Below are 20,342 nucleotides of genomic sequence, written 5' to 3' on the forward strand. Positions count from 1 at the left end.
ACCTCATGGGGACACCTCCCCATCGACGGGGTTCGTGGGCCGATGGTTGAGTAGGGCCATCGACAACGGGACGACGTCCACGCAGGGTGGGGGTCGAGACACAGAAGGAGAACACCATGGCTGGTGGCATGTGGGGCGCGAACGTCGAGGAGCTGCGTGGGCTCGGTCAGACGCTGCAGCAGAAGGCGGACGAGATCCGCACGACCATGCAGAACCTGAACTCGCAGATCCAGAGCGTGCCGTGGGAGGGCCCCGACGCCCAGCAGTTCAAGGGCAGCGACTGGCCGGCCGCGCAGACGCAGCTCAACAACGTCGCGCAGACGCTGACGGACGCGGGCCAGAAGGCCACGCAGAACGCGCAGCAGCAGGAGCAGGCTTCGAACAGCTGATCCGCTGAGCTCCACGGAGGGCGCGGGACCCGGGACGGGTCCCGCGCCCTCGGTGTGTCCGGGGTCGGACGCGGGCGTGGCCCGCAGCCGGCCCGTCCGGGCGGTCGGGGATCCGCCGGTCTGCGAGACTGCTGGCGCGCCCCGCACCGCCGGAGCGCGACGAGAGCGACCGAGAGGACCTGACGCATGGCCGAGCTGCGCTACCCGAGCGACGACTTCCCCGCGCCGGTGGGGGTGCGGCTCGACGCGCCCGACGGCTGGGTCCCGCTGCCCCACGTCGCCCTGCCGCTCGCGGTCGGGCGCGAGGTGGAGGAGGGGGAGTTCAACCCGAACGTCATCGTCGTGGTCTCGCGCATCCGGGCCGAGCAGACGCTGGACGACGCGCACGCCGAGGTGCTGCGCAAGCTCAAGCCGCTGCCGAGGCTGCGTCAGCTCGACGGCGGCGACGTGGACGTGGACGGCTTGCCGGGGCGGTGGGTCGAGGCGTCCTTCAAGGGCGGCGGGGGAGCGGTGCTGGTGCAGTCGGTGCGGACGGTCGTCGTCCCGCGCGGGCCGGTGGCCGACCTCGTCCAGACGACGGGGACGTGCACGGTCCTCCAGCACCCGTGGGCTGCGGCGGAGATCCGCGCGGTCCAGGAGAGCCTGCGCGTCGACCGCTGACCCGGCGTTACATTCGCCCGGATCACAAGACGAGGTATCCACCAGGCGAGACCGGTGAGACCCTGGTCATGGAGGAGAGGGCCCGAGTGAGGCAACCCTCACCCCAGTCGTACAATCGAGAGGTCTCCTGCGGCCGGTACCCGAACCGGTCGACGCGGAACGGCCCGTCGGCCGCGCGGGAGAGACCCCCGTCCTCGACCGGAAGGCGCCCTGTCCTGTGAGCAGCATCCGTCCACTGCGCGTCGCGATCGTCGGCGCTGGTCCCGCCGGGATCTACGCCGCGGACATCCTGTCCAAGACCGACCTCGACGTGAGCATCGACCTGTTCGAGCGCCTGCCCGCGCCGTTCGGCCTCGTGCGCTACGGCGTCGCGCCGGACCACCCGCGCATCAAGCAGATCATCGTGGCGCTCCACAAGGTGCTGAGCCGCGGCGACATCCGCCTGCTCGCGAACGTGGACTACGGCGTCGACCTCAAGCTGGACGACCTGCGCCAGTACTACGACGCCGTGATCTTCTCGACCGGCTCGATCCGCGACGCGGCGCTGCCGGTCGAGGGCATCGACCTGCCGGGCTCGTACGGCGCGGCCGACTTCGTGTCCTGGTACGACGGCCACCCCGACGTCCCGCGCACGTGGCCGCTCGAGGCTCAGCAGGTCGCGGTCCTCGGCGCGGGCAACGTCGCGCTCGACGTGGCGCGCGTGCTCGCCAAGCACGCGGACGACCTGCTGCCGACCGAGGTGCCGCAGAACGTCTACGAGATCCTCAAGTCCTCCCCGGTGACGGACGTGCACGTCTTCGCCCGCCGCGGGCCGGCTCAGGCCAAGTTCTCGCCGCTCGAGCTGCGCGAGCTCGGGCACGTCCCCGACGTCGACGTGATCGTCTACCCGGAGGACTTCGAGTTCGACGAGGGTTCGATGGCGGCCATCAGCTCCTCGAACCAGACGAAGCAGGTCGTCAAGACCCTCACGGACTGGACGCTCAAGGACCCGAGCGAGAACACGGCGTCGCGCCGCCTGCACCTCCACTTCCTGCACGCCCCGGCCGCGGTCCTCGGCGACGGCAAGGTCGAGGCGCTGCGGACCGAGCGCACCCAGCTCAACGGCGACGGCACCGTCTCCGGCACGGGCGAGTTCCACGAGTGGCCCGTGCAGGCCGTGTACCGCGCGGTCGGCTACTTCGGGTCGCCGCTGCCGGAGATCCCGTTCGACGAGCTCAAGGGCGTCATCCCGAACCGCGAGGGCCGGGTCATCGACATCGACGGCGAGCACATCCCCGGCGTGTACGCGACCGGCTGGATCAAGCGCGGCCCGGTCGGCCTCATCGGGCACACCAAGTCGGACGCGTCCGAGACGATCCGCCACCTGGTGGAGGACGTCACGGGCGCCGGCGACGGCGGGGATGTCGCGGCGGCGGACCTCGCCGCTGGGCGCGTCGCGCCGCTCGGCGACCCCGAGGCCGTCGTGGACTTCCTCCGCGAGCGCGGGGTCGACCACATCGAGTGGTCGGGCTGGGAGCTGCTCGACGCGTACGAGCGCTCGCTGGGCGAGCCGCACGGCCGCGAGCGCATCAAGGTCGTGCCGCGCGAGGACATGATCCGCGTGGCGCGCGGCGAGTCGCAGGTCGGCTGACCCGGCGGCCCCTCCTGGGCACGTGAGCACCTGAGCACGTCCGACGGCGCCCCACCCTCCGCGGGTGGGGCGCCGTCGTCGTCTCCCGGGAACGGGACGGTCGCCTCGGACGTTCATCAGGGTGGGCGTCGACGGGGTCGGCGCCCGTCGGGTGCCCGGCGGACCACGCGGGTGCCCGAGGCGCGGAAGGGAGCACAGCGTGGGGCGTCAGCACTTCAACGGTCTCAAGACGGCCGGCCTGTTCGGCGTCATGTGGGCCATCGTCCTGGGCCTCTGGGTGCTGTTCGGCGCCCGGGCGAACCTGCTGTGGCTGTTCGTCGGCATCGGCCTCGTGACGACGTTCTACGGGTACTGGAACTCGGACAAGATCGCGATCCGCGCGATGCACGCGCGCCCCGTGAGCGAGCTCGAGCAGCCCGCCATGTACCGGATCGTGCGCGAGCTCTCGACCGAGGCGCGCCAGCCGATGCCCCGTCTCTACGTCTCGCCGACGCAGGCGCCCAACGCGTTCGCGACGGGCCGCAACCCCAAGAACGCGGCCGTGTGCTGCACGGAGGGCATCCTGCGCCTCCTCGACGAGCGCGAGCTGCGCGGGGTGCTCGGGCACGAGCTCATGCACGTGTACAACCGCGACATCCTCACGTCGTCGGTCGCGGGAGCCCTGGCCGGCGTGATCACGTCGCTCGCGCAGTTCCTGCTGATCTTCGGCGGCGACCGCGACCGCGGCGGCAACCCGCTCGCGGCGATCGCGATGGTCGTGCTCGCGCCCGTCGCGGCGATGCTCATCCAGCTCGCCATCTCCCGCACGCGCGAGTACGACGCCGACGAGGACGGCGCCAAGCTCACCGGCGACCCGCTCGCGCTCGCGTCCGCGCTGCGCAAGCTCGACGCCGGCACCCAACGGGCCCCGCTCCCGCAGAACCGCGACCTCGTGGACGTCTCCCACCTCATGATCGCGAACCCGTTCCGCGGCGCGGGCGTCGCCAAGATGTTCGCGACCCACCCCCCGATGGCGGAGCGCATCAAGCGGCTGGAGACGATGGCCGGTCACGGCCCGGGCTACGGCGGCATCACGTACCACTGACGCGACGCGGGGCGGGGCGTGCCAGGTGCGTGCCAGGCCGGGTCGACGTGCGGCCCTAACGTGCAGGGCAGGTGGCACGATGACCTCGTGCCCCGCCGCCGAACGCATCTAGCGCGCGACCTCGCCCTCCTGCTCCTCGCGCTCGGCGCGCCCACGCTCGTCCTGCGGCAGCGGCACGGCCGGGGGTGGATCGTCGACGACGTCGTGACGGCTGTGACCGTGTCCGGGCTCGTGTGCCTGGCGGCGGCGATCGGTCTCGCACTGACGCGGCGCGCGCCGGGTCCGGTCGCGCGCGAGACGGCGCTCTACGTCGTCGTGGGGACCTTCACCGCAATCGGGGCGGGCATCGGGACCTGGCGCGTCCTCGACGACCAGGTGCTCGCGCAGGGGTGGCTCGGCCTGCTCGCCGCGTACGCCGCGGTCGCCCTCCACGTCGGGCTCGCGATCACGGCGCGGAGGCGCCCGGCGCGCTGACCCCCAGCGCGTCGAGAAGGACGGCAGCGACTCCGTCGTCGTCGTTCGCCGCGGTGCGGTCTGTCGCCGCGGCCAGGACGTCGGGGTGCGCGTTCGCGACGGCGAACGAGCGGCCCGCCCAGCGCAGCATCGGCAGGTCGTTCGGCATGTCGCCGAACGCCCAGACGTCGTGGGCGTCGACGCCGAGCCGAGCGCACCAGCGCGCGAGCGCGGCATCCTTCGTCACGGCCGGGGCGAGGAGCTCGGCGAGGCCCGCCGCCCCGGAGTAGGCGAGGTGAGCCCGGTCGCCGACCGCCTCGCGCACGCGCGCGAAGAACGTCTCCTGCGCCGTCGTCTGCCCGTCCGCGACGACGACGGGCTGCGTCGCGGGAGCGTCGTCGACCGGCGCCCCGGGGTCCCGCGCGAGGATCTTCCCGACCGGCTGCCTGGGGCCGGTCCCGGGCAGGGTGCCGGGCGGGGTGAGGGTCGACTCGACGACGGAGACGACGTCCGCGTCGTCGTCCGGGGTGGAGCGGAAGCCCGGGTCGAACGTCGGCCCGTCGACTCTCTCGAACGCGAGCGCGACGCCCGGCACCGCGGCGCGCAGGTCGGCGACGAGCGCGGCGGCCTCGTCCGCGGTGAAGCCGCACACGTCGAGCGGGCTCGCGGTGGCCAGGTCCCACACCGCCGCGCCGCCGAGGCAGATGACGTGCCCGTGCCCGCCCACCACGTCGGCGAGCTGGCCGAGCCAGCGCGGCGGGCGCGCCGTGACGAACACCACCTCGACCCCGACGTCCTCGGCGGCGCGCAGCGCGGCGCGCGTGCGCTCCGAGACGGTCCCGTCGGACCGCAGGAGCGTGCCGTCGAGGTCGGTCGCGACGACGCGCGGGAGCGCGCTCGACGACGCGGCAGGACGACCCGGCGCGACCGGGCGCGGGCCGCCGTCGGGCAGGGTCACGGCGAGCGCTACCGGTAGTTGGTGAACTGCAGCGCGACGTCGAGGTCGGCGCCCTTGAGCAGCGCGATGACGGTCTGCAGGTCGTCGCGCGACTTGCTCGTCACCCGGACCTCGTCGCCCGTGATCTGCGTCTTGACGGCCTTGGGCGCCTCGTCACGGATGATCTTGGTGATCTTCTTCGCGTTCTCGCTCGACAGGCCCTCCTTGAGGGTGGCCGCGAGGCGGTACTCCTTGCCCGACGCCTTGGGCTCCTTGTCACCCGTGTCGAGCGACTTGAGGGAGATGCCGCGCTTGACGAGCTTGGTCTCGAGGACGTCGAGGATGGCGAGCACGCGCTCGGCCGAGTTCGCGACCATGAGGATGCTCTCGCCGCTCCAGGCGATCGAGGCGCCGACGTTGCGGAAGTCGTAGCGCTGCGCGACCTCCTTGGCGGCCTGGTTGAGCGCGTTGTCGACCTCCTGGCGGTCGACCTTGCTGACGATGTCGAACGAGGAGTCGGCCATGGGTAGGTCCTCTCTGGGCCGGGAACGGGTGCTGGGTCTTACCGTAGTCGAGCGGGCTCAGGGACGGCTCGCGAGGCGCGTCGCACGGGCCGCGCGGAGCCCGTCGACCGAGAGCACGACGAGCGCGAGCCAGACGAGCCCGAAGCCCGCCCAGCGGGTCGGTGACATGGGCTCGTGGAAGACGAGGAGTCCGAACAGGAACTGCAGCGCGGGGCCCAGGTACTGGAGGAGGCCCACGACGCTCAGCGGGAGGCGCCGCGCGGCGGCGCTGAACAGGAGCAGGGGCAGGGCCGTCACGATCCCGGCGGACGCCAGCAGGAGCGCGTGGCCGACGCCCTCGGCGCCGAACGTGCCGACACCCGTGGCGGAGAGCCACACCAGGTACACGAGGGCCAGCGGCGTGAGCACGGCGGTCTCCACGGCGAGCCCGGGGAGCGCCTCGACCGTGCGCCCGACCCGGTTCTTCACGAGGCCGTACAGGCCGAACGACGCCGCGAGCACGAGCGCGATCCACGGCAGGCCGCCCGAGCCCGTGCTGATGACGACGACGGCGGCGGCGCCGATACCGACGGCCGCCCACTGCGCGGGGCGCAGCCGCTCGCGCAGCACCGCGACGGCGAGCAGGACGGTGACGAGGGGGTTGATGAAGTACCCGAGCGCGGCGTCCAGCACGTGGCCGCTGAGGACGCCGTACACGTACACGGTCCAGTTGGTGACGATGAGGACGGCAGCGACGGCGAGGACGCCGAGGGTGCGCGGCGTGCGCAGCGCGGTGACGAACCCGCCGAGCTGGCGCGTCGCGGCGAGGAGCACGAGGCAGAAGAGCAGGCTCCACACGACCCGGTGCGCGATGATCTCGAGCGGCGCCGCCGGCTCCAGGAGCGGGAAGTAGAGGGGCATCGCGCCCCACAGGAAGAACGCTCCGGCGCCGAGCAGGAGCCCCCAGCGGTCGGTCGGGGCAGGCGCGCCGCGCGGGCTGCCCGACGGCGCGGCCGGGGTAGGCGACGACGGTGCGCCGGTGGGCGCGGGGCCGGGGTTCCCGGTGCCGGGGAGGTGGTCCGGCGCGGGGGAGGGGTGGGTCACCGGACCACTGTACGGACGGACGCGCGGACGGACGTCGGGACCCGGATTTCGCACCTGGTCCGACGGGGCTGTATCGTTGGCTCGCCCGCACGGCAGGGGCTGCACCACGTGCAGTCCGTTCCGGCGAGCGACAACTCCACACGGCAGGTTGCCCGAGCGGCCAAAGGGATCTGACTGTAAATCAGACGGCTCAGCCTTCGGGGGTTCGAATCCCTCACCTGCCACCGGAGCGACGGGGCGTCACCTGCGGGTGGCGCCCCGTCGTCGTCTGCCCCAGGGCCTGCCGCCGTCACCACGTCTCCCGGCGCACCGCGCGACCCCGTGTCGTCGGGCGGCGCACGACCCGGCGTGGGCGGTACCGAAGGGCCCAGGAACGGCGGAACGGCGCCGATTTCGTTCGACGCCGTGTTCCGTGTAAAGTTTTCCGCGCTGCCCCGATAGCTCAGTCGGCAGAGCGTCTCCATGGTAAGGAGAAGGTCAAGGGTTCGATTCCCTTTCGGGGCTCTGTGGTGACGCGGGGTCGTCTTGCTGGAATACTGGCGAGACGACCTCGCGTTCAGTCACGCGGCGGGGTAGCTCAGATGGTTAGAGCGCACGACTCATAATCGTGAGGTCGCGGGTTCGATCCCCGCCTCCGCTACCACTTTCGACAACCTCGTACGGCGGCCGGCGTCGTGCGACCTGCACAGCACATGCGCCCTCCGGAGGCGCGAGAGGTGGCTCACAACCGTGGCAAGCAAGAGCGCTGACGTTCGCCCCAAGATCACGCTGGCCTGCGTGGACTGCAAGGAGCGCAACTACATCACGAAGAAGAACCGTCGCAACGACCCGGACCGCCTGGAGCTCGCGAAGTTCTGCCCGCGCTGCGGCAAGCACACCGCGCACCGCGAGACCCGCTGAGCCTCCGGCTCCGCGCCCGCGCACCGCAGTGAGCGTCAACCTGGCCTACGTCGGCCGCGAGTACCCCGCCAACGCGCCGTACTCGGTGGGACGCGAGAAACTGCGGGAGTTCTCCGGCGCCGTCGGCGCCACCCACCCCGTGCACCACGACCTCGTGGCGGCGCGGGGTGCGGGCTATCCGGACCTCGTCGCACCTCCGACCTTCGCGGTCGTCGTCGCCCAGCGGGCGGAGGGGCAGCTCATCGAGGACCCCGAGGCGGGCATCGACTTCTCGCGCGTCGTCCACGCGGACGAGCGCTTCACGCACCACCGGCCGATCGTCGCGGGCGACGAGCTCGTGACCGTGCTGCACGTGGACTCGATCGTCGAGCGGGCCGGCCTCGCGATGGTCACCACGCGCTGCGAGATCGCCGCGGTCCTGCCCGACGGCGGCACCGAGTCGGTCTCGACCGTCACGTCCACCCTCGCCGTCCGCGGGGAGGGTGCATGAGCACCGACGTCGTCCGCCCCGTCCTCACCGACCTCTCGGTCGGTGACGTGATCGGCACGCGCACGGTCGAGGTCGACCGCGCGCGCCTCGTCCGCTACGCCGGCGCGAGCGGCGACTTCAACCCCATCCACTGGAACGACGCCTTCGCTGCCGAGGTCGGCCTGCCCGGCGTCATCGCACACGGCATGTTCACCATGGGCGCCGCCGTCGCGCTGGTCGAGGACTGGGCCGGCGACCCGGGCGCCGTCGTCGACTACCAGACGCGCTTCACGCGCCCCGTGCCCGTGCCGAACCCCGGCGTCGCGACGCTCGAGGTCACCGGGACCGTCGGCGTGGTTGACGTCGACGCCGGCACCGTCCGCGTCGACCTCACGGTCACGTTCGAGGGCGCGCGCGTGCTCGGCAAGACGCAGGCGGTCGTCCGCCTCTGAACCGCGGTCGCCCTCGGCGACCACGCGCTCCTGACGTGACGAGGGCGCCGCACCCGGCCGGGTGCGGCGCCCTCGTCGTCGTGGGGTGCTGTCCGCGTCAGCACGTCTCCCAGGCGACGCACCCGCTGTCCTCGAGCGACGGCTCGACCGGGGTGCCGTCGGCCGGGCCTTCCTCGAGGTACGTGGTCCGTCCGGAGACGGACATGATCACGCCCTCGAGCTGGCCCTGTGCCTCCATCTCCTCGAGGACGCCGGGGTCGAGCTCGGTCGACGACTCGAGCACGCGGTGCCCCACCGGGTCGTAGACGAGGCGGTCCGTCTGGCCCTGGAGGGACCTCTGGACCCCCTCGCCCGTACGGCCCAGGGAGTCCGTCACCTCGTCGAGCGGCGTGCTCGTCGGCAGACCCGTCATGACGGTCCAGAGCGCGTCGCGCAGCGCGGGCGGCGCGGGGCTGTCCACGAGCAGGGACCGGGCCATGTCGAACACCTTGTCGTCGTCCGACCCCGCGCCGCGGTCCGGTTCGACGCTCGCCCGCAGGAGCTGCTCGAGCTGCGGGGGCTCCGTCGGGAGGGCGTAGAGCCCGTCCCACCCGACGGTGACGCGCTCGCCGTCGATCAGGAGGTCGCCCCAGCCTCGGGGCCCGAACGAGAAGCCGTCCTCGGGCGAGCCTTCGATCGTGACGACGCCGGGCCGGTCGTTGCCGTACCAGGTGTCGCGGACCTCGTGCGATGCGGCTCCTGTGGAGTCCGTGCCGGCCGACTCCGACCGCACGTGCCAGTACGGGGAGTCGGGCCAGCCGCCGTCGATCGTCGGTGCGCCCGCGTCGGGGACGTACGGCGTGACGGTCGCGGGCAGCAGCGGCTCGGTGCGCAGCAGACCGTGCTCCCGTGCCGCCCAGGTACCGGCGCCCGTCACGACGGCGAGGGCGCACACGCCCGCGACGACGGCACGACGACGTCGCCGGACCCGGCGCGCCGCCGGGACGACCCGGGTGACGTCGACGTCGATGCGGGGTGCGACGGCGTCGACCCGCTCGCGCAGGGAGCGCGCGAACGCGTCGTCGGTCCTCGTCGGGGTGTCGCTCATCGCTGCCTCCTTGCGTCGGTGCGCCGGGTGGTGGGGCCCGGGGCGGGGGAGTCCGAGTCCGCGGCGCCGAGGACCGAGCGGAGCTGTGCCAGCCCGCGGGAGGCCGTGGACTTCACGGTGCCGACGGAGACGCCGAGGTCGTCGGCGACCTCCCTCTCGCTCAGCCCGACGAGGTGGCGCAGCACGACGATCCGGCGCTGACGGGCCGTGAGCGTCGCCAGCGCGCGGACGAGGACGTCCCGCTCGGCGTGCTGGTCGGCCCGGGCGTCGCTCGCCGTCTCGGGGAGGTCGGGCGGGGCGACCAGCACCTCCCGTCGTCGGCGGCGCCACGTGTCGACCCGCAGGTTGGCCAGGGTGCGGCGGGCGTAGGCGTAGGGGTCGCGCTCGCGCGCCGTGCGCCAGTGCAGGTACGTGCGGGTCAGGGCCTGCTGGACGAGCTCGTCGGCCAGGTGCTCGTCACCGCACAGCAGCCACGCGGTGCGCGCGAGCCGGGGAGCGGCGCTCGCCATGAAGTCGCTGAACTCCAGCTCGTGCGACGTGACCACCCGCACCACGGGGAGGACGGCGTCGGGTGGTGGGCTCTCGTCGGGTTCGTCGTCGGCCGAGAGGGCGATCGCGTTCACGGTCATGACTGTCACACGCGCGACGGCTCCGGAAGGTTGAGTCTCGTGCGGGGCCGGCTCGCACGATTCGACATCGTTCGCCACGGCCCGCCCCCTTTCGTCATGGGAACGCTCCCACTAGCGTGGGTCGCGCCCCTCACGACGTCGAAGGAGACGCTCATGACCCAGCACGGTGGCCGACCCGCACCCCACGACCCTCGGGACCACAGCCCCACGCCCGTGCCCCCGCGGGGGTTCGACCGACGCACCGTCCTCGCGCTCGGCGGTGCGCTCGCGCTCGCCGGGCTCACCGCGACCCCGGCAGCAGCACGACCGGGCGTGACCCTGCCCGCCGCGACGGGCGCCGTCGGGCAGAGGACCGGGGGCCCGGCGCGGGGCCGCGCGGCGTCGGTCCAGCGCGCCCACGGCTTCCTCGCCGCGGCGACCGACGCCTACCCCGACGTCAACCCCGGCCCGCGGCTCGCCCAGTCGTACGCCGACCAGCTCGGCCTGTTCTCCACGGCGTTCGTCTACGACAACGCCCTCGCGGTGCTCGCGACGCTCACCGCCGGCCGGCGCTACCTCGACCGCGCGCGGGCACTCGGCGACGGCCTCGTGTTCGCCCTCGAGAACGACCCCGACCACGACGACGGCCGTCTGCGCCAGGCGTACAACGTCGGTCCGTACACCTTCTACGACGGAACGCCGCAGGAGCACGGGCTCGTGCTGCCGGACGGCACGGCGAACGTCGGGTGGCAGTTCGGCTTCCTCGGGACGGCGGTGGGCGACATGGCCTGGCCGGGCATCGCGCTGCTGCACCTGCACGTGGTGACGCGCGAGCGGCGCTACCTGGACGCCGCGCGGCGGATCGGCGAGTGGATCGTCGCGAACACGTGGTCGCAGGCGCCCCTCGGCGGGTTCTCGTTCGGCGTGGACGGCGCGAACGCCCCGATCCCCAACGGCTCGACCGAGCACAACGTCGACTGCGTCGCGTTCTTCCGCCAGCTCGGGTCCGTGACGCGCGACCGGCGCTGGAGCCGTGCCGCCGAGCACGCGCGCGCGTTCGTCGACCGCATGTGGGAGCCCGACGGGGGCTACCTGTACACCGGCACGAACGACGGCACCGAGATCAACCGGGCTCCGCTCCCTCTCGACCCGCAGACGTGGGGGTGGCTCGCGCTGCGCGAGCGGCGCTACGCCCGCGCGCTCGACTGGGCGGACGACGCGCTGGCCGCCCGCGACGTCGCGGGTGAGGGCGTGTCGCAGCTCCCGGCCGGGACGGTCGTGGAGGGCGTGACGTTCTCGAGCGCGAGCCTGACGTCCACGGCGTCGTACAACGGCCTGCCGGTGCACCAGCAGGGGGTGTGGCTCGAGGGGACGGCGCAGCTCGCGTCGGCGCTCGCGGACCGCGGGGCACGAGGGCGCGGGAACCGCGACGACCGGCGGCGGGGGCGCCGGGGCTGCGAGCGGGACGACGACCGGGTCCGCGCCGAGGGCCTGCTGCGCGAGGTGCAGGGCGCGCAGGAGGGCGTCGGGGCCGGCCAGACGATCGGCGGCACCGCGCTGCCGGATCGCGGTGGCGTCGTCGCCGCGTCGAGCCTGCTCGACTCGGGGTTCGGGTTCGGGTACTTCCAGGTGCAGCACGTCGGGGCGACGTCCTGGTACCTCATGGCGGCCGCGCGGGCGAACCCGCTCCAGCCGGGCCGGCTGGGCTGACCCGGTCCGAGCGGCCGGTGTCAGGTGGTGGGGGCGGGGCCCGTCGTCGTCCCCACCACCAGCTCGACGTCGAGCTCGACCGTCGTCGGGGCGTCGCCCGCGAGCTGCCGGATCACGGCGAGGCCCAGCTCGGAGCCCTTGCGGGCGAGCGGCTGGTGGACGCTCGTGAGGACGTCCGGGGCGAGCCACGGCAGGTCGAGCCCGTCGAACCCGGCGACCGAGACGTCGTCGGGCACGCGGAGCCCGAGCTCGCGCGCGGCGAGGAGCGCGCCCGCGGCGAGCAGGTCGGAGTGGGCGATCACCGCCGTGGGCCGGGTCGACGGGTCGGTGGCAACGATCGTCCCGTCCGCGGCGGTGCTGCCCAGCAGGGCGAGCGTGGCGGAGCGGCCGTGCTCGACGAGCGACGCCTCGGTCTCCCAGCTCGCGACGGGTTCGACGACGTCGCGCACGCCCGCGAGCCGGTTGGCCGTCGGCGTGCGGTCCACCTGGGCGAGCCGCACCGCGTCGATCGGCCCGCTGCGGTCGGAGCTGTCGAGGGGGAGCGAGACCTCCGCGACGCGCGTGTGGCCGAGGTCGACGAGGTGGCGCACGGCGTCGGCCGTCCCGACCCGGTCGCGGATCGCGACCAGCGGGGTGCCCTCGACCGCGCGTCCCTCCCCGATGACCACCGGCACGCCGCGGCGCTGGAGCGCGGCCAGCGTCGCGTCGTCAGACCCGACGCCCCACACGAGGACGGCGACGTCCATGGCCGCGCTCTCGACGAGGGGGTCGACGGCGCGGGCCGGGTCGTCGGACGGGATGCCGGGGATGAGCAGGACGCCCAGGCCGTTCTCGCCGAGCGTCGAGACGAGGCCGTCGAGCACCTGCACGGCGACGGGGTCCCGGAACGCGCGGCGGAGCTGGTCGCCGACGACGACGCCGACCACGCCCGACCGGCCCGACCGGAGCTGCCGGCCGAGCGGGTTGGGCCCGGTGTACCCGAGCTCCTTCGCGGCGTCGAGCACGCGCGCCCGCGTCTCCGGGGTGATCGGGCCCGCGCCGGAGAAGGCGAGCGACGCCGTCGAGACGGAGACGCCGGCTCGCTCGGCGACCTTCGCGAGCGTGGGGCGGTGGGCCGACGGTGCGGCCGCGGGCTCCCGGTTCCCGGGGGTGTCGCTCATCACGCTCCCTGCCTCCCGCGCGTGCGGGATTCTCGATTGACGCGCGGCCAGCGTACCCGCACACTGGTGACCATGCCTCGAATCGATTCGAAGCGCACTCTCGTCCGTCGGATCGAATCGATTCGAGGAGGTGCTGCGCAGTCTCCGTCCGACCACCTGTCCGACCCCCGCGCCCTGGCCCGGGCGCGCTGGGTCCTCCTCGGCGTGTTCGCGCTCAACGGCGTCATGATGTCGAGCTGGCTCGCGCGCATCCCCTCGGTGCGCGACGCGCTCGGCCTCACCCCCGCGGACCTCGGCGTCGTGCTCCTCGCCGGCGCCGTCGGCGCGCTCGTGACCGTCACCGCCGCCGGCCCCTTCGTCACGCGCTTCGGCGGGCGGGTCGCGTTCGGCGTCTCCGCGGTCCTGTTCGGCGTCGCGTTCCTCCTGCTCGGCCTGGGCCCCGCGACGGGCTCCGTCACCCTGCTCGCGGCGGGCATCTTCGTCAACGGCATGGCGTTCTCGCTCGGCAACGTCCCGATGAACGTCGAGAGCGCGGGCATCGAACGGCGGGTCGGGCGCACGATCCTGCCCCAGTTCCACGCGGCGTTCTCGATCGGTGCCGTCGTCGGCTCGCTCGTCGGTGCCGCGTGCGCCCACGCGCAGGTACCGGTCCTCGTGCAGTTCGTCGCCACCGGCGCCGTCGCGACCGTCTGGCGCCTCGCCGCGATCCCCGCGACGGTCCACGACACGCTCCCGTCGCGGGCTCCCGCGACGTCCGACGCGCCCATCGCGACCCCCGCACCGGTCGAGGCGCTCGGCGACGCGGTCGTCGACGTCGAGACCGCCGGGCTCCGCGCCCGCCTCGCCCGCCGCGGCGCCCGGCTCGGTGCGGCGCTCTCGGCGTGGCGCGAGCCGCGCACGCTGCTCATCGGCCTCGTCATCCTCTCCGCCGCGCTGTCCGAGGGGTCGGCCAACGACTGGCTCTCCCTCGCCGTCGTCGACGGGTTCGCCCAGACCGAGGCCATCGGCGCCGTCGTGTTCGGCACGTTCGTCGCGGCCATGACGGTCATGCGCCTCGCGGGCACCCGCCTCATCGACCGCTTCGGGCGCGTCACCGTGCTCCGCGCCTCGGGCGTCGCGTCGATCGCCGGGCTGCTGCTCTTCGGGTTCGCGCCGACGCTCCAGCTCGCCGGCGTCGGGGTCGTGCTCTGGGGCTTCGGCGCGGCGCTCGCGGTGCCCGTCGGCATCGCCGCCGCGTCCGACGAGCCGCTGCGCGCCGCGAGCCGAGTGTCCGTCGTGTCCGCCTTCGCGTCCATGGCGTCCCTCGCGGCCCCGCCGCTGCTCGGGCTCGCCGCCGAGGCCATGGGCGCGCGTCACGCGCTCGTGCTCATCGTCGCCGCGATGGTCCTCAGCGTCCTCCTGGCACGCCAGGTCACGCCCCTGCGCACCCCGGCCGCGCTGGCGGCCCGCACGCCGCGTCCCGTGGCGGGTGCGGACGACGGTGTGGCCCCCGGGGTGGAGGATGGACCCGAGACCGACGCGGCGGTCGCCGCGGACGCCGCCGGCCGGTCGGGCGACCTCGACCAGGACGGTGCGACCGGTGCCGTCGCGGACGGGGTCGACGACGCGCGCCGTCCCCGCCGCTCGCGCCGGCCCCGCGCGACGGCCCGCACCGGGGCGTCCGCCTCCGCCCACCGTGCCTCCGCACGCCGCCCCCGAACCCGCCCGTCGCACCGCCGCGAGGAGACCTCCGCATGACCGCCGCCCGCACCGACCGTCGCGTCGTCGCGCTCGCCACCTGGGCCGTCTTCGCGGTCTTCTTCCTCAACGGGTTCAACTTCGCGACCTGGGCGTCGCGGCTGCCCGCGGTCCGCGACTCGCTCGGGTTCACCGAGGCGCAGATGGGTCTGCTGCTGCTCTTCATGGCGGTCGGGTCGCTGCTCGCGCTGCCGCTGTCCGGCATGGTCGTCCAGCGGCTCGGCGCGTCGAAGGCCGTCACGCTGTTCGCCGTGACGAACGTCGTCGGCCTCGTCACCGCCGTCACGGGCGTGGCGACGGGGGAGGACGTCGTCGTGCGCGCCGGGCTCTTCCTCGCCGGCATCGGCACGGGTGTGTGGGACGCCGCGATGAACCTCGAGGGCGCGGCCGTCGAGCAGCGGCTCGGCAAGGCGATCATGCCCCGCTTCCACGCCGGCTTCTCGTTCGGCACCATGGCGGGCGCGGGCGTCGGGGCGCTCATGGCCGCGCTGCACGTCCCGGTCCAGGTGCACCTCACGGCCGCCGTCGTGCTGAGCCTCCTCGGCGTCCTGTGGTGCGTGCGGTTCTTCCTGCCCGCCGGCCAGGTGGAGCACGTCGTCGACGCGGCCGAGGACGCCGCCGGGTCGGACCCGGCCGCCGCGGCGGGCAGCGGCGCGCCCCTCACCGCGTCGGAGAACGCGCGCGGCGCGCTCAGCGCGTGGACCGAGCCCCGCACGCTCCTCATCGGGCTCGTCGTCCTCGCCGCCGCGCTCACCGAGGGTGCCGCGAACGACTGGGTGAGCCTCGCCGTCGTCGACGGCTTCGGGACCTCCGACGCCATGGGCGCCGTCGGCCTCGCCGTGTTCCTCACGGCCATGACCGGGATGCGCCTGCTCGGCACGGGCCTGCTCGACCGGTACGGCCGCGTCACCGTGCTGCGGCTCGGTGCGGCCCTCGCGCTCGTCGGCCTGCTCCTCTTCACGCTCTCGCCGAGCATCTGGCTCGCGCTGCTCGGCGTGGTCGCGTGGGGCATGGGTGCGGCGCTCGGGTTCCCCGTCGGGATGAGCGCGGCCTCCGACGACCCGGCGCGCGCCGCCGTGCGCGTGAGCGTCGTCGCGACCATCGGCTACTCCGCGTTCTTCATGGGCCCGCCGCTCATCGGGTTCCTCGCCGAGCACGTCGGCTACCGCGCCGCGCTCCTCGTGATCGCGATCCCGGTCGTCGTCGGCCTGCTCGTCGTCGGCGCCACCCGCCCTCTCCCTACCGCCGCCGGCTCCGCCGGCCAGCAGGCGGCCCAGCGCACCGGGGAGACCCCCCACCGCTGACCCGGTCCACGAGCCCGGGCGGGGGCGAACTACGCTGGGGCGGTGACGTGCGAACCCGCTGCCCCCGTCGACCGCGACCTGCCCGAGATCGTCCGGACCGCGCCGGGACTGCGTCCCGACGCCGTCGGCGCGCCGTCCCTGGCGGAGCTGACGACGCTGCGCGTGGGCGGCCCCGCGGACCGGTACGTCGAGGCGCACAGCGAGGCCGAGCTCGTGGACACCGTGCGCGCGGCGGACGAGGTCGGCGAGCCGCTGCTCGTGATCGGCGGCGGGTCGAACCTGCTCGTCGGGGACGAGGGCTTCGGCGGCGTCGTCGTGCGTGACCTGCGGCGCGGGATCACCGTGGACGCCGAGGACTCGTGCGGCGGTGCGAGCTTCCACGCGCCGGCCGGGCAGGACTGGGACGAGCTCGTGGCGCGCGCGGTCGCGGAGGAGTGGGTCGGCGTCGAGGCGCTCTCCGGCATCCCCGGCACGGTCGGCGCCGCACCCGTCCAGAACATCGGCGCGTACGGGCAGGAGGTCGCGGGCGTCATCTCGACCGTGCGGGTCTGGGACCGGGAGCGGTCGCGCGTGCGCACGCTCGCGCTGGGCGAGCTCGCGTTCGGGTACCGCACGTCGTTGCTCAAGCGGAGCATGCACGTGACGGTGGACCCGGCTGCGGGGGACCGGGACGCCGAGGGGGCCGGGACCGACGGCCCGTGGTACCCGTCGCCGCGCTACGTCGTCCTCGACGTCGGCTTCCAGTCCCGTCTCGGCTCGCTGTCCGCCCCGGTCGCCTACCCGGAGCTCGCCCGGACGCTCGGCGTGCAGGTCGGCGACCGGGCGCCGAGCGCGGACGTGCGCGACGCCGTGCTCGCGCTCCGGGCCCGCAAGGGCATGCTGCTCGACGGTGTCGGCCCGGACGTCGTGCCCGTGGCGGCGGGGGAGGGCGCGTCGGGGGAGGCGGGCCCGGACCACGACCGCTGGAGCGCCGGGTCGTTCTTCACCAACCCCGTCGTCCCGGCCGACCAGGCCGACCTGCTCCCGGCAGAGGCACCGCGCTACCCGGTGCGCTCCGCGACGCCGTCCCGCACGACCGGCCCGAGCCTGGGCGAGATCGACCCGACGCTCGTCAAGACGTCCGCGGCGTGGCTCATCGAGCACGCGGGCTTCACCAAGGGCTTCGGTGTCCACGGCCCGTCGAGCCTCGCGCGGCTGTCGACCAAGCACAGCCTGGCACTGACCAACCGTGGCGGCGCGGGAGCGGAGGACCTCGTCGAGCTCGCGCGCGCGGTCCGCGACGGCGTGCTCGACGCGTTCGGCGTCGAGCTCGTCCCGGAGCCCGTCCTCGTCGGGGTCTCCCTCTGACCTTCCCGCGCTGAGTGCATGAAATAGTCACGTCCGGGCCATGCCGGCGCGACTATTTCATGCACTCAGCGCGGGGCGGGAGTCAGTAGACGAGGACCGTCGTGCCCGGGTCGGCGTGCCAGGAGTCCCAGAGCCAGTTCATCGCGGAGTTCGCGACGCGCACGCAGCCGTGGGACGCGGGCCACGGCGGGATCGAGCCCGAGCCGTGCACCGCGATGCCGCCCGTGAAGAACTTGGGGCGCCACATGTCGCCGAGCTCGAGGCTCGACGAGTGGTTGCCGTCGACCTGCCGGCCCACGTGGAACTCGCCGCGCGGCGTGCCCGCACGGTAGGTCCGGCCCTTCGCCTCGTACGACTCGCCGTTGCCCGACGACGCGTTGACCACCGTGACCACCCGGCCGTCCTCGACGGCGAGCAGGAGCTGGCGGTCCAGGTCGATCTCGATGACCTTGCCCGACCCGCTGCGCGGCTGCGGGGTGACGCCCTCGTCGAGCGCGGCCTGCGTCGCGGGGCCCACCACCCCGTCGCGCGAGAGCCCCGCGGCCTTCTGGAGCGCCCACACGGCCTGCTGGGTGCCGCCGCCGAAGTCGCCGTCGGGCGAGCCGATGAAGTAGCCGAGGTCGGCGAGGCGCTGCTGGAGCGCGACGACGCGCTCGCCGGTCGCGCCGCGGGCCAGCTCGACCGGTGCGGGCGGCGGCTCGGGGGTCGGCTCCGGCGCGGGCGGCGGGGGCGTGGTCGGCTCGGGGGCGGGCGCCTCGGTGGGCGTCGGCTCGGCCGCCGGCGTCTCCGTGGGCTCGGGAGCGGTCTCCGTCGGGCTCGGGCTCACCGGCTCCGTCGTCGCGGGTCCGTCCGCGGTGGCCGACGGCGTCCGGCCCGGCTCGAGGTCGGGCAGCCCGGCCTGGCAGCCCGCGAGCACGAGCGTCGCGGCCAGTACGGTCACGACGGCGCGCGACGCCGCCCGCGCACCGCGCCGGAGCGCGCCCTGACCCTGCGTCCGGGCCGCCGTCGCGACGTCCGACGCCGTCGCGCTCGTCGCAGCGGTCGTGCACGTCCCCGTCGTCGCGCGTGTCCGCACGCCGGCCCTCGAAGCCCCGTCCTCCACCTGTTCCCCCTTCGTGCGTCCGCGGCCTCCGCCGCGGAGACCATCATGCGCCCCGACCTGGTCGCGGATGGTCCGCGTCGGCGCCAGTCGCCGGATCGTGACCCGGTCGTGACACGACCGCACCCGTTCGTCACCTCGTCGTACGTCTGGACGCTCGGCTGCCTCGGAACGTCGGGTGCCGGCTCGGTCACGACCGAGCACGGGTCGCGGGCCCCGGTCGCGCGGGGCGCGAGCCTCAGCGCGGGGCCGGACCGGTAGCCGGCGGCTCGTCGAGCAGCGCCCCGCGCACGACGTCGAGGATCGCGTCGTCGGACAGCCCCGCCTCGCGGCCGGCGCGGACGAGCTCGTGCGCCGCGTGGCGCGCGGCGACGTCGGTGGGGGAGACTCCGTCGGACACGACGGTCCCGGCGCGGCGCCGCGTCGTGACGACGCCAGCCGCCTCGAGCTCGCGGTACGCGCGCGCCACGGTGCCCGGCGCGAGCCCGAGGTCGGTGGCGAGGGCGCGGATCGTCGGCAGCCGGTCGCCCACCCGGAGGCGCCCCGCGGCGACGTGCGCGACGACCTGGCGGCGGATCTGCTCGTACGGCGCGAGACCCGACCTCAGGTCGATCTCGACGCGCAGCTCAGCCGGCGGCATGGCCGCGCCCCGCCACGGTCGGCGCGCTCGCGTGCTCGTCCGCCCACGCGTCCGGGTCCGGGGCGGCCCGCACGACGACCGCGATCGTCGCCAGCGCGAGCCCGACAGCGACGACCACCAGGACGACCGCCCCCGGGTACCCCACCCGCGCCGCGGCGTTCGCGCCGACGCCGAGCATCCCCGCGGACGTCAGCCCGAGCGCGAGCTGCGCGCCCCGCAGGACCCGGTGCGCCGACGAGCGGCGCAGGGCGACGTCCCACGCCTCGTCGACCTGCGCGACCGCCGGGCGGCGTGCGACGAGGCGCAGCACGCCCTCGGCACCCGCGACGACCAGCACGGCCGCGAGCGCGAGCCACACGCCGTAGAACGCGCCGGGGTAGGGGCTCGCGGTCGAGGTGGTGTCGCCCGCGACGCGCGTGACGGACCGCCCGTCGTCGCCCGCCGTGAGCGCCCCGACCACCGCGAGCAGCACGACGAGCACCGCGAGCGACCAGGCGAGGCGACGCAGGCCCCGGGGTGCGACGTCGTCGACGGTCCGCGGCCGCAGCGTGGCCGCGCGGACGGCGGTCCGCTGCCGGGGCCAGGTGCGTTCCCCGACCGCGTGCGCGCCGAGGAACGTGAGCCCGACGACCGCGGGGGAGAGCCCCACGAGCACGCCCTCGGCGAGACCGCCGACGGCCGTCGCGGCGGCCTGGGCGACGCCCGCGCCGACGAGGAGCGCCGCCGTGACCGCGGCGGCGCTCACCGTGGTCGCGTGCCGGCGCGCGGCGCGGCGCACGGGGTCCTCCTGGGTGAGCCCGTGGAGCGAGGGCTCGGGCGCGCGCGTCGCCGCCCGGACGACCAGCACGACGGCGACGCCGAGCCCCACGAGCACGGCGAGCACGGCGCCGCTCCACAGCAGGTCGTAGCCCGCCGGGAGGAACAGGTCGATGCCCTGCGGCTCGGACGACATTTGTATCAACACCTCAATACATTCCCACGGCGACCCTGGCTGGTCAAGACCCGCCGGTCGCCGAGCGGTCCCGCGCCGTGCATGAGAGGTCTCTCATGCACGTCTCACCGCCGACCC

The 20,342-nt window shown here is 74.6% G+C and carries 21 protein-coding genes and 3 tRNA genes; 15 read left to right on the forward strand and 9 right to left on the reverse strand.

Annotation, left to right across the window (positions count from 1 at the left end; genetic code table 11):
- Positions 1–116: 116 nt before the first annotated feature.
- From ACFVN3_RS18980 to ACFVN3_RS19000, 5 genes are all read left to right on the forward strand, one after another.
- On the forward strand, positions 117–389 hold the full coding sequence (locus ACFVN3_RS18980; RefSeq protein ID WP_021482523.1) for a WXG100 family type VII secretion target: 273 nt from the start codon (positions 117–119) through the stop codon (positions 387–389).
- Positions 390–575: 186 nt separating this feature from the next.
- The gene (locus ACFVN3_RS18985) at positions 576–1,049 is read left to right on the forward strand and encodes an LpqN/LpqT family lipoprotein (RefSeq protein WP_378234544.1); all 474 of its coding nucleotides are present in this window, start codon (positions 576–578) and stop codon (positions 1,047–1,049) included.
- 217 nt (positions 1,050–1,266) lie between these two features.
- Positions 1,267–2,679, forward strand: coding sequence for an FAD-dependent oxidoreductase (locus ACFVN3_RS18990; RefSeq protein ID WP_378234546.1), 1,413 nt, complete (start codon positions 1,267–1,269; stop codon positions 2,677–2,679).
- Positions 2,680–2,878: 199 nt separating this feature from the next.
- Complete coding sequence (gene htpX / locus ACFVN3_RS18995) at positions 2,879–3,763, forward strand: zinc metalloprotease HtpX (RefSeq protein WP_378234547.1); 885 nt, start codon at positions 2,879–2,881, stop codon at positions 3,761–3,763.
- 87 nt (positions 3,764–3,850) lie between these two features.
- The gene (locus tag ACFVN3_RS19000; protein WP_378234549.1) at positions 3,851–4,237 is read left to right on the forward strand and encodes a hypothetical protein; all 387 of its coding nucleotides are present in this window, start codon (positions 3,851–3,853) and stop codon (positions 4,235–4,237) included.
- On the opposite strand, the gene ACFVN3_RS19005 is transcribed toward ACFVN3_RS19000, so the two are convergent.
- Genes ACFVN3_RS19005 through rarD form a run of 3 tightly spaced genes read right to left on the reverse strand, consistent with a single transcriptional unit; the run spans position 4,209 to position 6,760 of the window.
- Positions 4,209–5,168, reverse strand: a complete 960-nt coding sequence (locus tag ACFVN3_RS19005; RefSeq protein WP_378234577.1) for an HAD family hydrolase — start codon at positions 5,166–5,168, stop codon at positions 4,209–4,211. The two genes, ACFVN3_RS19000 and ACFVN3_RS19005, sit on opposite strands and share 29 nt — an antisense overlap.
- Positions 5,169–5,182: 14 nt before the next feature.
- Complete coding sequence (locus ACFVN3_RS19010) at positions 5,183–5,677, reverse strand: YajQ family cyclic di-GMP-binding protein (RefSeq protein WP_378219565.1); 495 nt, start codon at positions 5,675–5,677, stop codon at positions 5,183–5,185.
- Between the two features lie 57 nt (positions 5,678–5,734).
- Positions 5,735–6,760: an EamA family transporter RarD gene (gene rarD / locus ACFVN3_RS19015; protein ID WP_378234551.1), complete on the reverse strand. Its 1,026-nt coding sequence runs from the start codon at positions 6,758–6,760 to the stop codon at positions 5,735–5,737.
- A gap of 142 nt (positions 6,761–6,902) precedes the next feature.
- Here rarD and ACFVN3_RS19020 point away from each other — a divergent pair.
- From ACFVN3_RS19020 to ACFVN3_RS19045, 6 genes are all read left to right on the forward strand, one after another.
- A tRNA-Tyr gene (locus ACFVN3_RS19020) sits at positions 6,903–6,984 on the forward strand.
- A gap of 207 nt (positions 6,985–7,191) precedes the next feature.
- Positions 7,192–7,264, forward strand: a tRNA-Thr gene (locus ACFVN3_RS19025).
- A 62-nt stretch (positions 7,265–7,326) separates the two neighbouring features.
- Positions 7,327–7,403: transfer RNA gene (locus ACFVN3_RS19030), tRNA-Met, on the forward strand.
- A gap of 86 nt (positions 7,404–7,489) precedes the next feature.
- Positions 7,490–7,660: a 50S ribosomal protein L33 gene (gene rpmG / locus ACFVN3_RS19035; protein WP_021482899.1), complete on the forward strand. Its 171-nt coding sequence runs from the start codon at positions 7,490–7,492 to the stop codon at positions 7,658–7,660.
- A gap of 28 nt (positions 7,661–7,688) precedes the next feature.
- Positions 7,689–8,150 carry a MaoC family dehydratase N-terminal domain-containing protein gene (locus ACFVN3_RS19040; protein WP_378234552.1) on the forward strand — a complete coding sequence of 154 codons (462 nt, stop codon included), beginning with the start codon at positions 7,689–7,691 and terminating at the stop codon, positions 8,148–8,150.
- On the forward strand, positions 8,147–8,581 hold the full coding sequence (locus tag ACFVN3_RS19045; RefSeq protein WP_378234553.1) for a MaoC family dehydratase: 435 nt from the start codon (positions 8,147–8,149) through the stop codon (positions 8,579–8,581). Before ACFVN3_RS19040 ends, ACFVN3_RS19045 begins: the two co-directional genes overlap by 4 nt.
- Positions 8,582–8,678: 97 nt before the next feature.
- Here the strand turns inward: ACFVN3_RS19045 and ACFVN3_RS19050 are convergent, their stop codons facing one another.
- Both ACFVN3_RS19050 and ACFVN3_RS19055 read right to left on the reverse strand, forming a co-directional pair.
- The gene (locus ACFVN3_RS19050; RefSeq protein WP_378234554.1) at positions 8,679–9,668 is read right to left on the reverse strand and encodes a hypothetical protein; all 990 of its coding nucleotides are present in this window, start codon (positions 9,666–9,668) and stop codon (positions 8,679–8,681) included.
- Positions 9,665–10,291 (reverse strand): SigE family RNA polymerase sigma factor, encoded by a 627-nt coding sequence (locus ACFVN3_RS19055; RefSeq protein WP_378234555.1) that lies wholly within the window; start codon positions 10,289–10,291, stop codon positions 9,665–9,667. Before ACFVN3_RS19055 ends, ACFVN3_RS19050 begins: the two co-directional genes overlap by 4 nt.
- A gap of 159 nt (positions 10,292–10,450) precedes the next feature.
- On the opposite strand from ACFVN3_RS19055, the gene ACFVN3_RS19060 reads away from it, so the two are divergent.
- Positions 10,451–11,986 carry a Tat pathway signal sequence domain protein gene (locus tag ACFVN3_RS19060; RefSeq protein ID WP_378234556.1) on the forward strand — a complete coding sequence of 512 codons (1,536 nt, stop codon included), beginning with the start codon at positions 10,451–10,453 and terminating at the stop codon, positions 11,984–11,986.
- A gap of 20 nt (positions 11,987–12,006) precedes the next feature.
- On the opposite strand, the gene ACFVN3_RS19065 is transcribed toward ACFVN3_RS19060, so the two are convergent.
- A complete protein-coding gene (locus ACFVN3_RS19065; RefSeq protein ID WP_378234557.1) occupies positions 12,007–13,146 on the reverse strand; it encodes a LacI family DNA-binding transcriptional regulator in 1,140 nt (379 codons plus the stop codon).
- Between the two features lie 72 nt (positions 13,147–13,218).
- Here ACFVN3_RS19065 and ACFVN3_RS19070 point away from each other — a divergent pair, with 72 nt between their 5' ends.
- The 3 genes from ACFVN3_RS19070 to ACFVN3_RS19080 all read left to right on the forward strand — a co-directional run bounded on the left by ACFVN3_RS19070 (position 13,219) and on the right by ACFVN3_RS19080 (position 17,534).
- Positions 13,219–14,883 (forward strand): MFS transporter, encoded by a 1,665-nt coding sequence (locus ACFVN3_RS19070; protein WP_378234558.1) that lies wholly within the window; start codon positions 13,219–13,221, stop codon positions 14,881–14,883.
- Positions 14,880–16,187 (forward strand): MFS transporter, encoded by a 1,308-nt coding sequence (locus ACFVN3_RS19075; protein WP_378234559.1) that lies wholly within the window; start codon positions 14,880–14,882, stop codon positions 16,185–16,187. The genes ACFVN3_RS19070 and ACFVN3_RS19075 overlap by 4 nt, the downstream gene beginning before the upstream one ends.
- A gap of 78 nt (positions 16,188–16,265) precedes the next feature.
- The gene (locus ACFVN3_RS19080; RefSeq protein ID WP_378234578.1) at positions 16,266–17,534 is read left to right on the forward strand and encodes a UDP-N-acetylmuramate dehydrogenase; all 1,269 of its coding nucleotides are present in this window, start codon (positions 16,266–16,268) and stop codon (positions 17,532–17,534) included.
- Between the two features lie 82 nt (positions 17,535–17,616).
- On the opposite strand, the gene ACFVN3_RS19085 is transcribed toward ACFVN3_RS19080, so the two are convergent.
- The 3 genes from ACFVN3_RS19085 to ACFVN3_RS19095 all read right to left on the reverse strand — a co-directional run bounded on the left by ACFVN3_RS19085 (position 17,617) and on the right by ACFVN3_RS19095 (position 20,225).
- Positions 17,617–18,609, reverse strand: coding sequence for a peptidoglycan-binding protein (locus ACFVN3_RS19085; RefSeq protein ID WP_378234560.1), 993 nt, complete (start codon positions 18,607–18,609; stop codon positions 17,617–17,619).
- A gap of 262 nt (positions 18,610–18,871) precedes the next feature.
- Positions 18,872–19,273 carry a GntR family transcriptional regulator gene (locus ACFVN3_RS19090; RefSeq protein WP_378234561.1) on the reverse strand — a complete coding sequence of 134 codons (402 nt, stop codon included), beginning with the start codon at positions 19,271–19,273 and terminating at the stop codon, positions 18,872–18,874.
- Positions 19,260–20,225, reverse strand: coding sequence for a hypothetical protein (locus ACFVN3_RS19095; RefSeq protein ID WP_378234562.1), 966 nt, complete (start codon positions 20,223–20,225; stop codon positions 19,260–19,262). The genes ACFVN3_RS19090 and ACFVN3_RS19095 overlap by 14 nt, the downstream gene beginning before the upstream one ends.
- Positions 20,226–20,342 lie beyond the last annotated feature (117 nt).

Origin of the sequence: Cellulosimicrobium sp. NPDC057862, assembly GCF_042797035.1 — a bacterium.
In the GTDB taxonomy this organism is placed as follows: domain Bacteria; phylum Actinomycetota; class Actinomycetes; order Actinomycetales; family Cellulomonadaceae; genus Cellulosimicrobium.

What these genes read in the sequence shown, in the direction of transcription:
- ACFVN3_RS18980 (WP_021482523.1), top strand. Translation starts at nt 117, where the DNA reads ATGGCTGGTGGCATGTGGGGCGCGAACGTCGAGGAGCTGCGTGGGCTC.
- ACFVN3_RS18985 (WP_378234544.1), top strand. Translation starts at nt 576, where the DNA reads ATGGCCGAGCTGCGCTACCCGAGCGACGACTTCCCCGCGCCGGTGGGG.
- ACFVN3_RS19010 (WP_378219565.1), bottom strand. Translation starts at nt 5,677, where the DNA reads ATGGCCGACTCCTCGTTCGACATCGTCAGCAAGGTCGACCGCCAGGAG.
- ACFVN3_RS19045 (WP_378234553.1), top strand. Translation starts at nt 8,147, where the DNA reads ATGAGCACCGACGTCGTCCGCCCCGTCCTCACCGACCTCTCGGTCGGT.
- ACFVN3_RS19050 (WP_378234554.1), bottom strand. Translation starts at nt 9,668, where the DNA reads ATGAGCGACACCCCGACGAGGACCGACGACGCGTTCGCGCGCTCCCTG.
- ACFVN3_RS19060 (WP_378234556.1), top strand. Translation starts at nt 10,451, where the DNA reads ATGACCCAGCACGGTGGCCGACCCGCACCCCACGACCCTCGGGACCAC.
- ACFVN3_RS19065 (WP_378234557.1), bottom strand. Translation starts at nt 13,146, where the DNA reads ATGAGCGACACCCCCGGGAACCGGGAGCCCGCGGCCGCACCGTCGGCC.
- ACFVN3_RS19070 (WP_378234558.1), top strand. Translation starts at nt 13,219, where the DNA reads ATGCCTCGAATCGATTCGAAGCGCACTCTCGTCCGTCGGATCGAATCG.
- ACFVN3_RS19075 (WP_378234559.1), top strand. Translation starts at nt 14,880, where the DNA reads ATGACCGCCGCCCGCACCGACCGTCGCGTCGTCGCGCTCGCCACCTGG.
- ACFVN3_RS19090 (WP_378234561.1), bottom strand. Translation starts at nt 19,273, where the DNA reads ATGCCGCCGGCTGAGCTGCGCGTCGAGATCGACCTGAGGTCGGGTCTC.
- ACFVN3_RS19095 (WP_378234562.1), bottom strand. Translation starts at nt 20,225, where the DNA reads ATGTCGTCCGAGCCGCAGGGCATCGACCTGTTCCTCCCGGCGGGCTAC.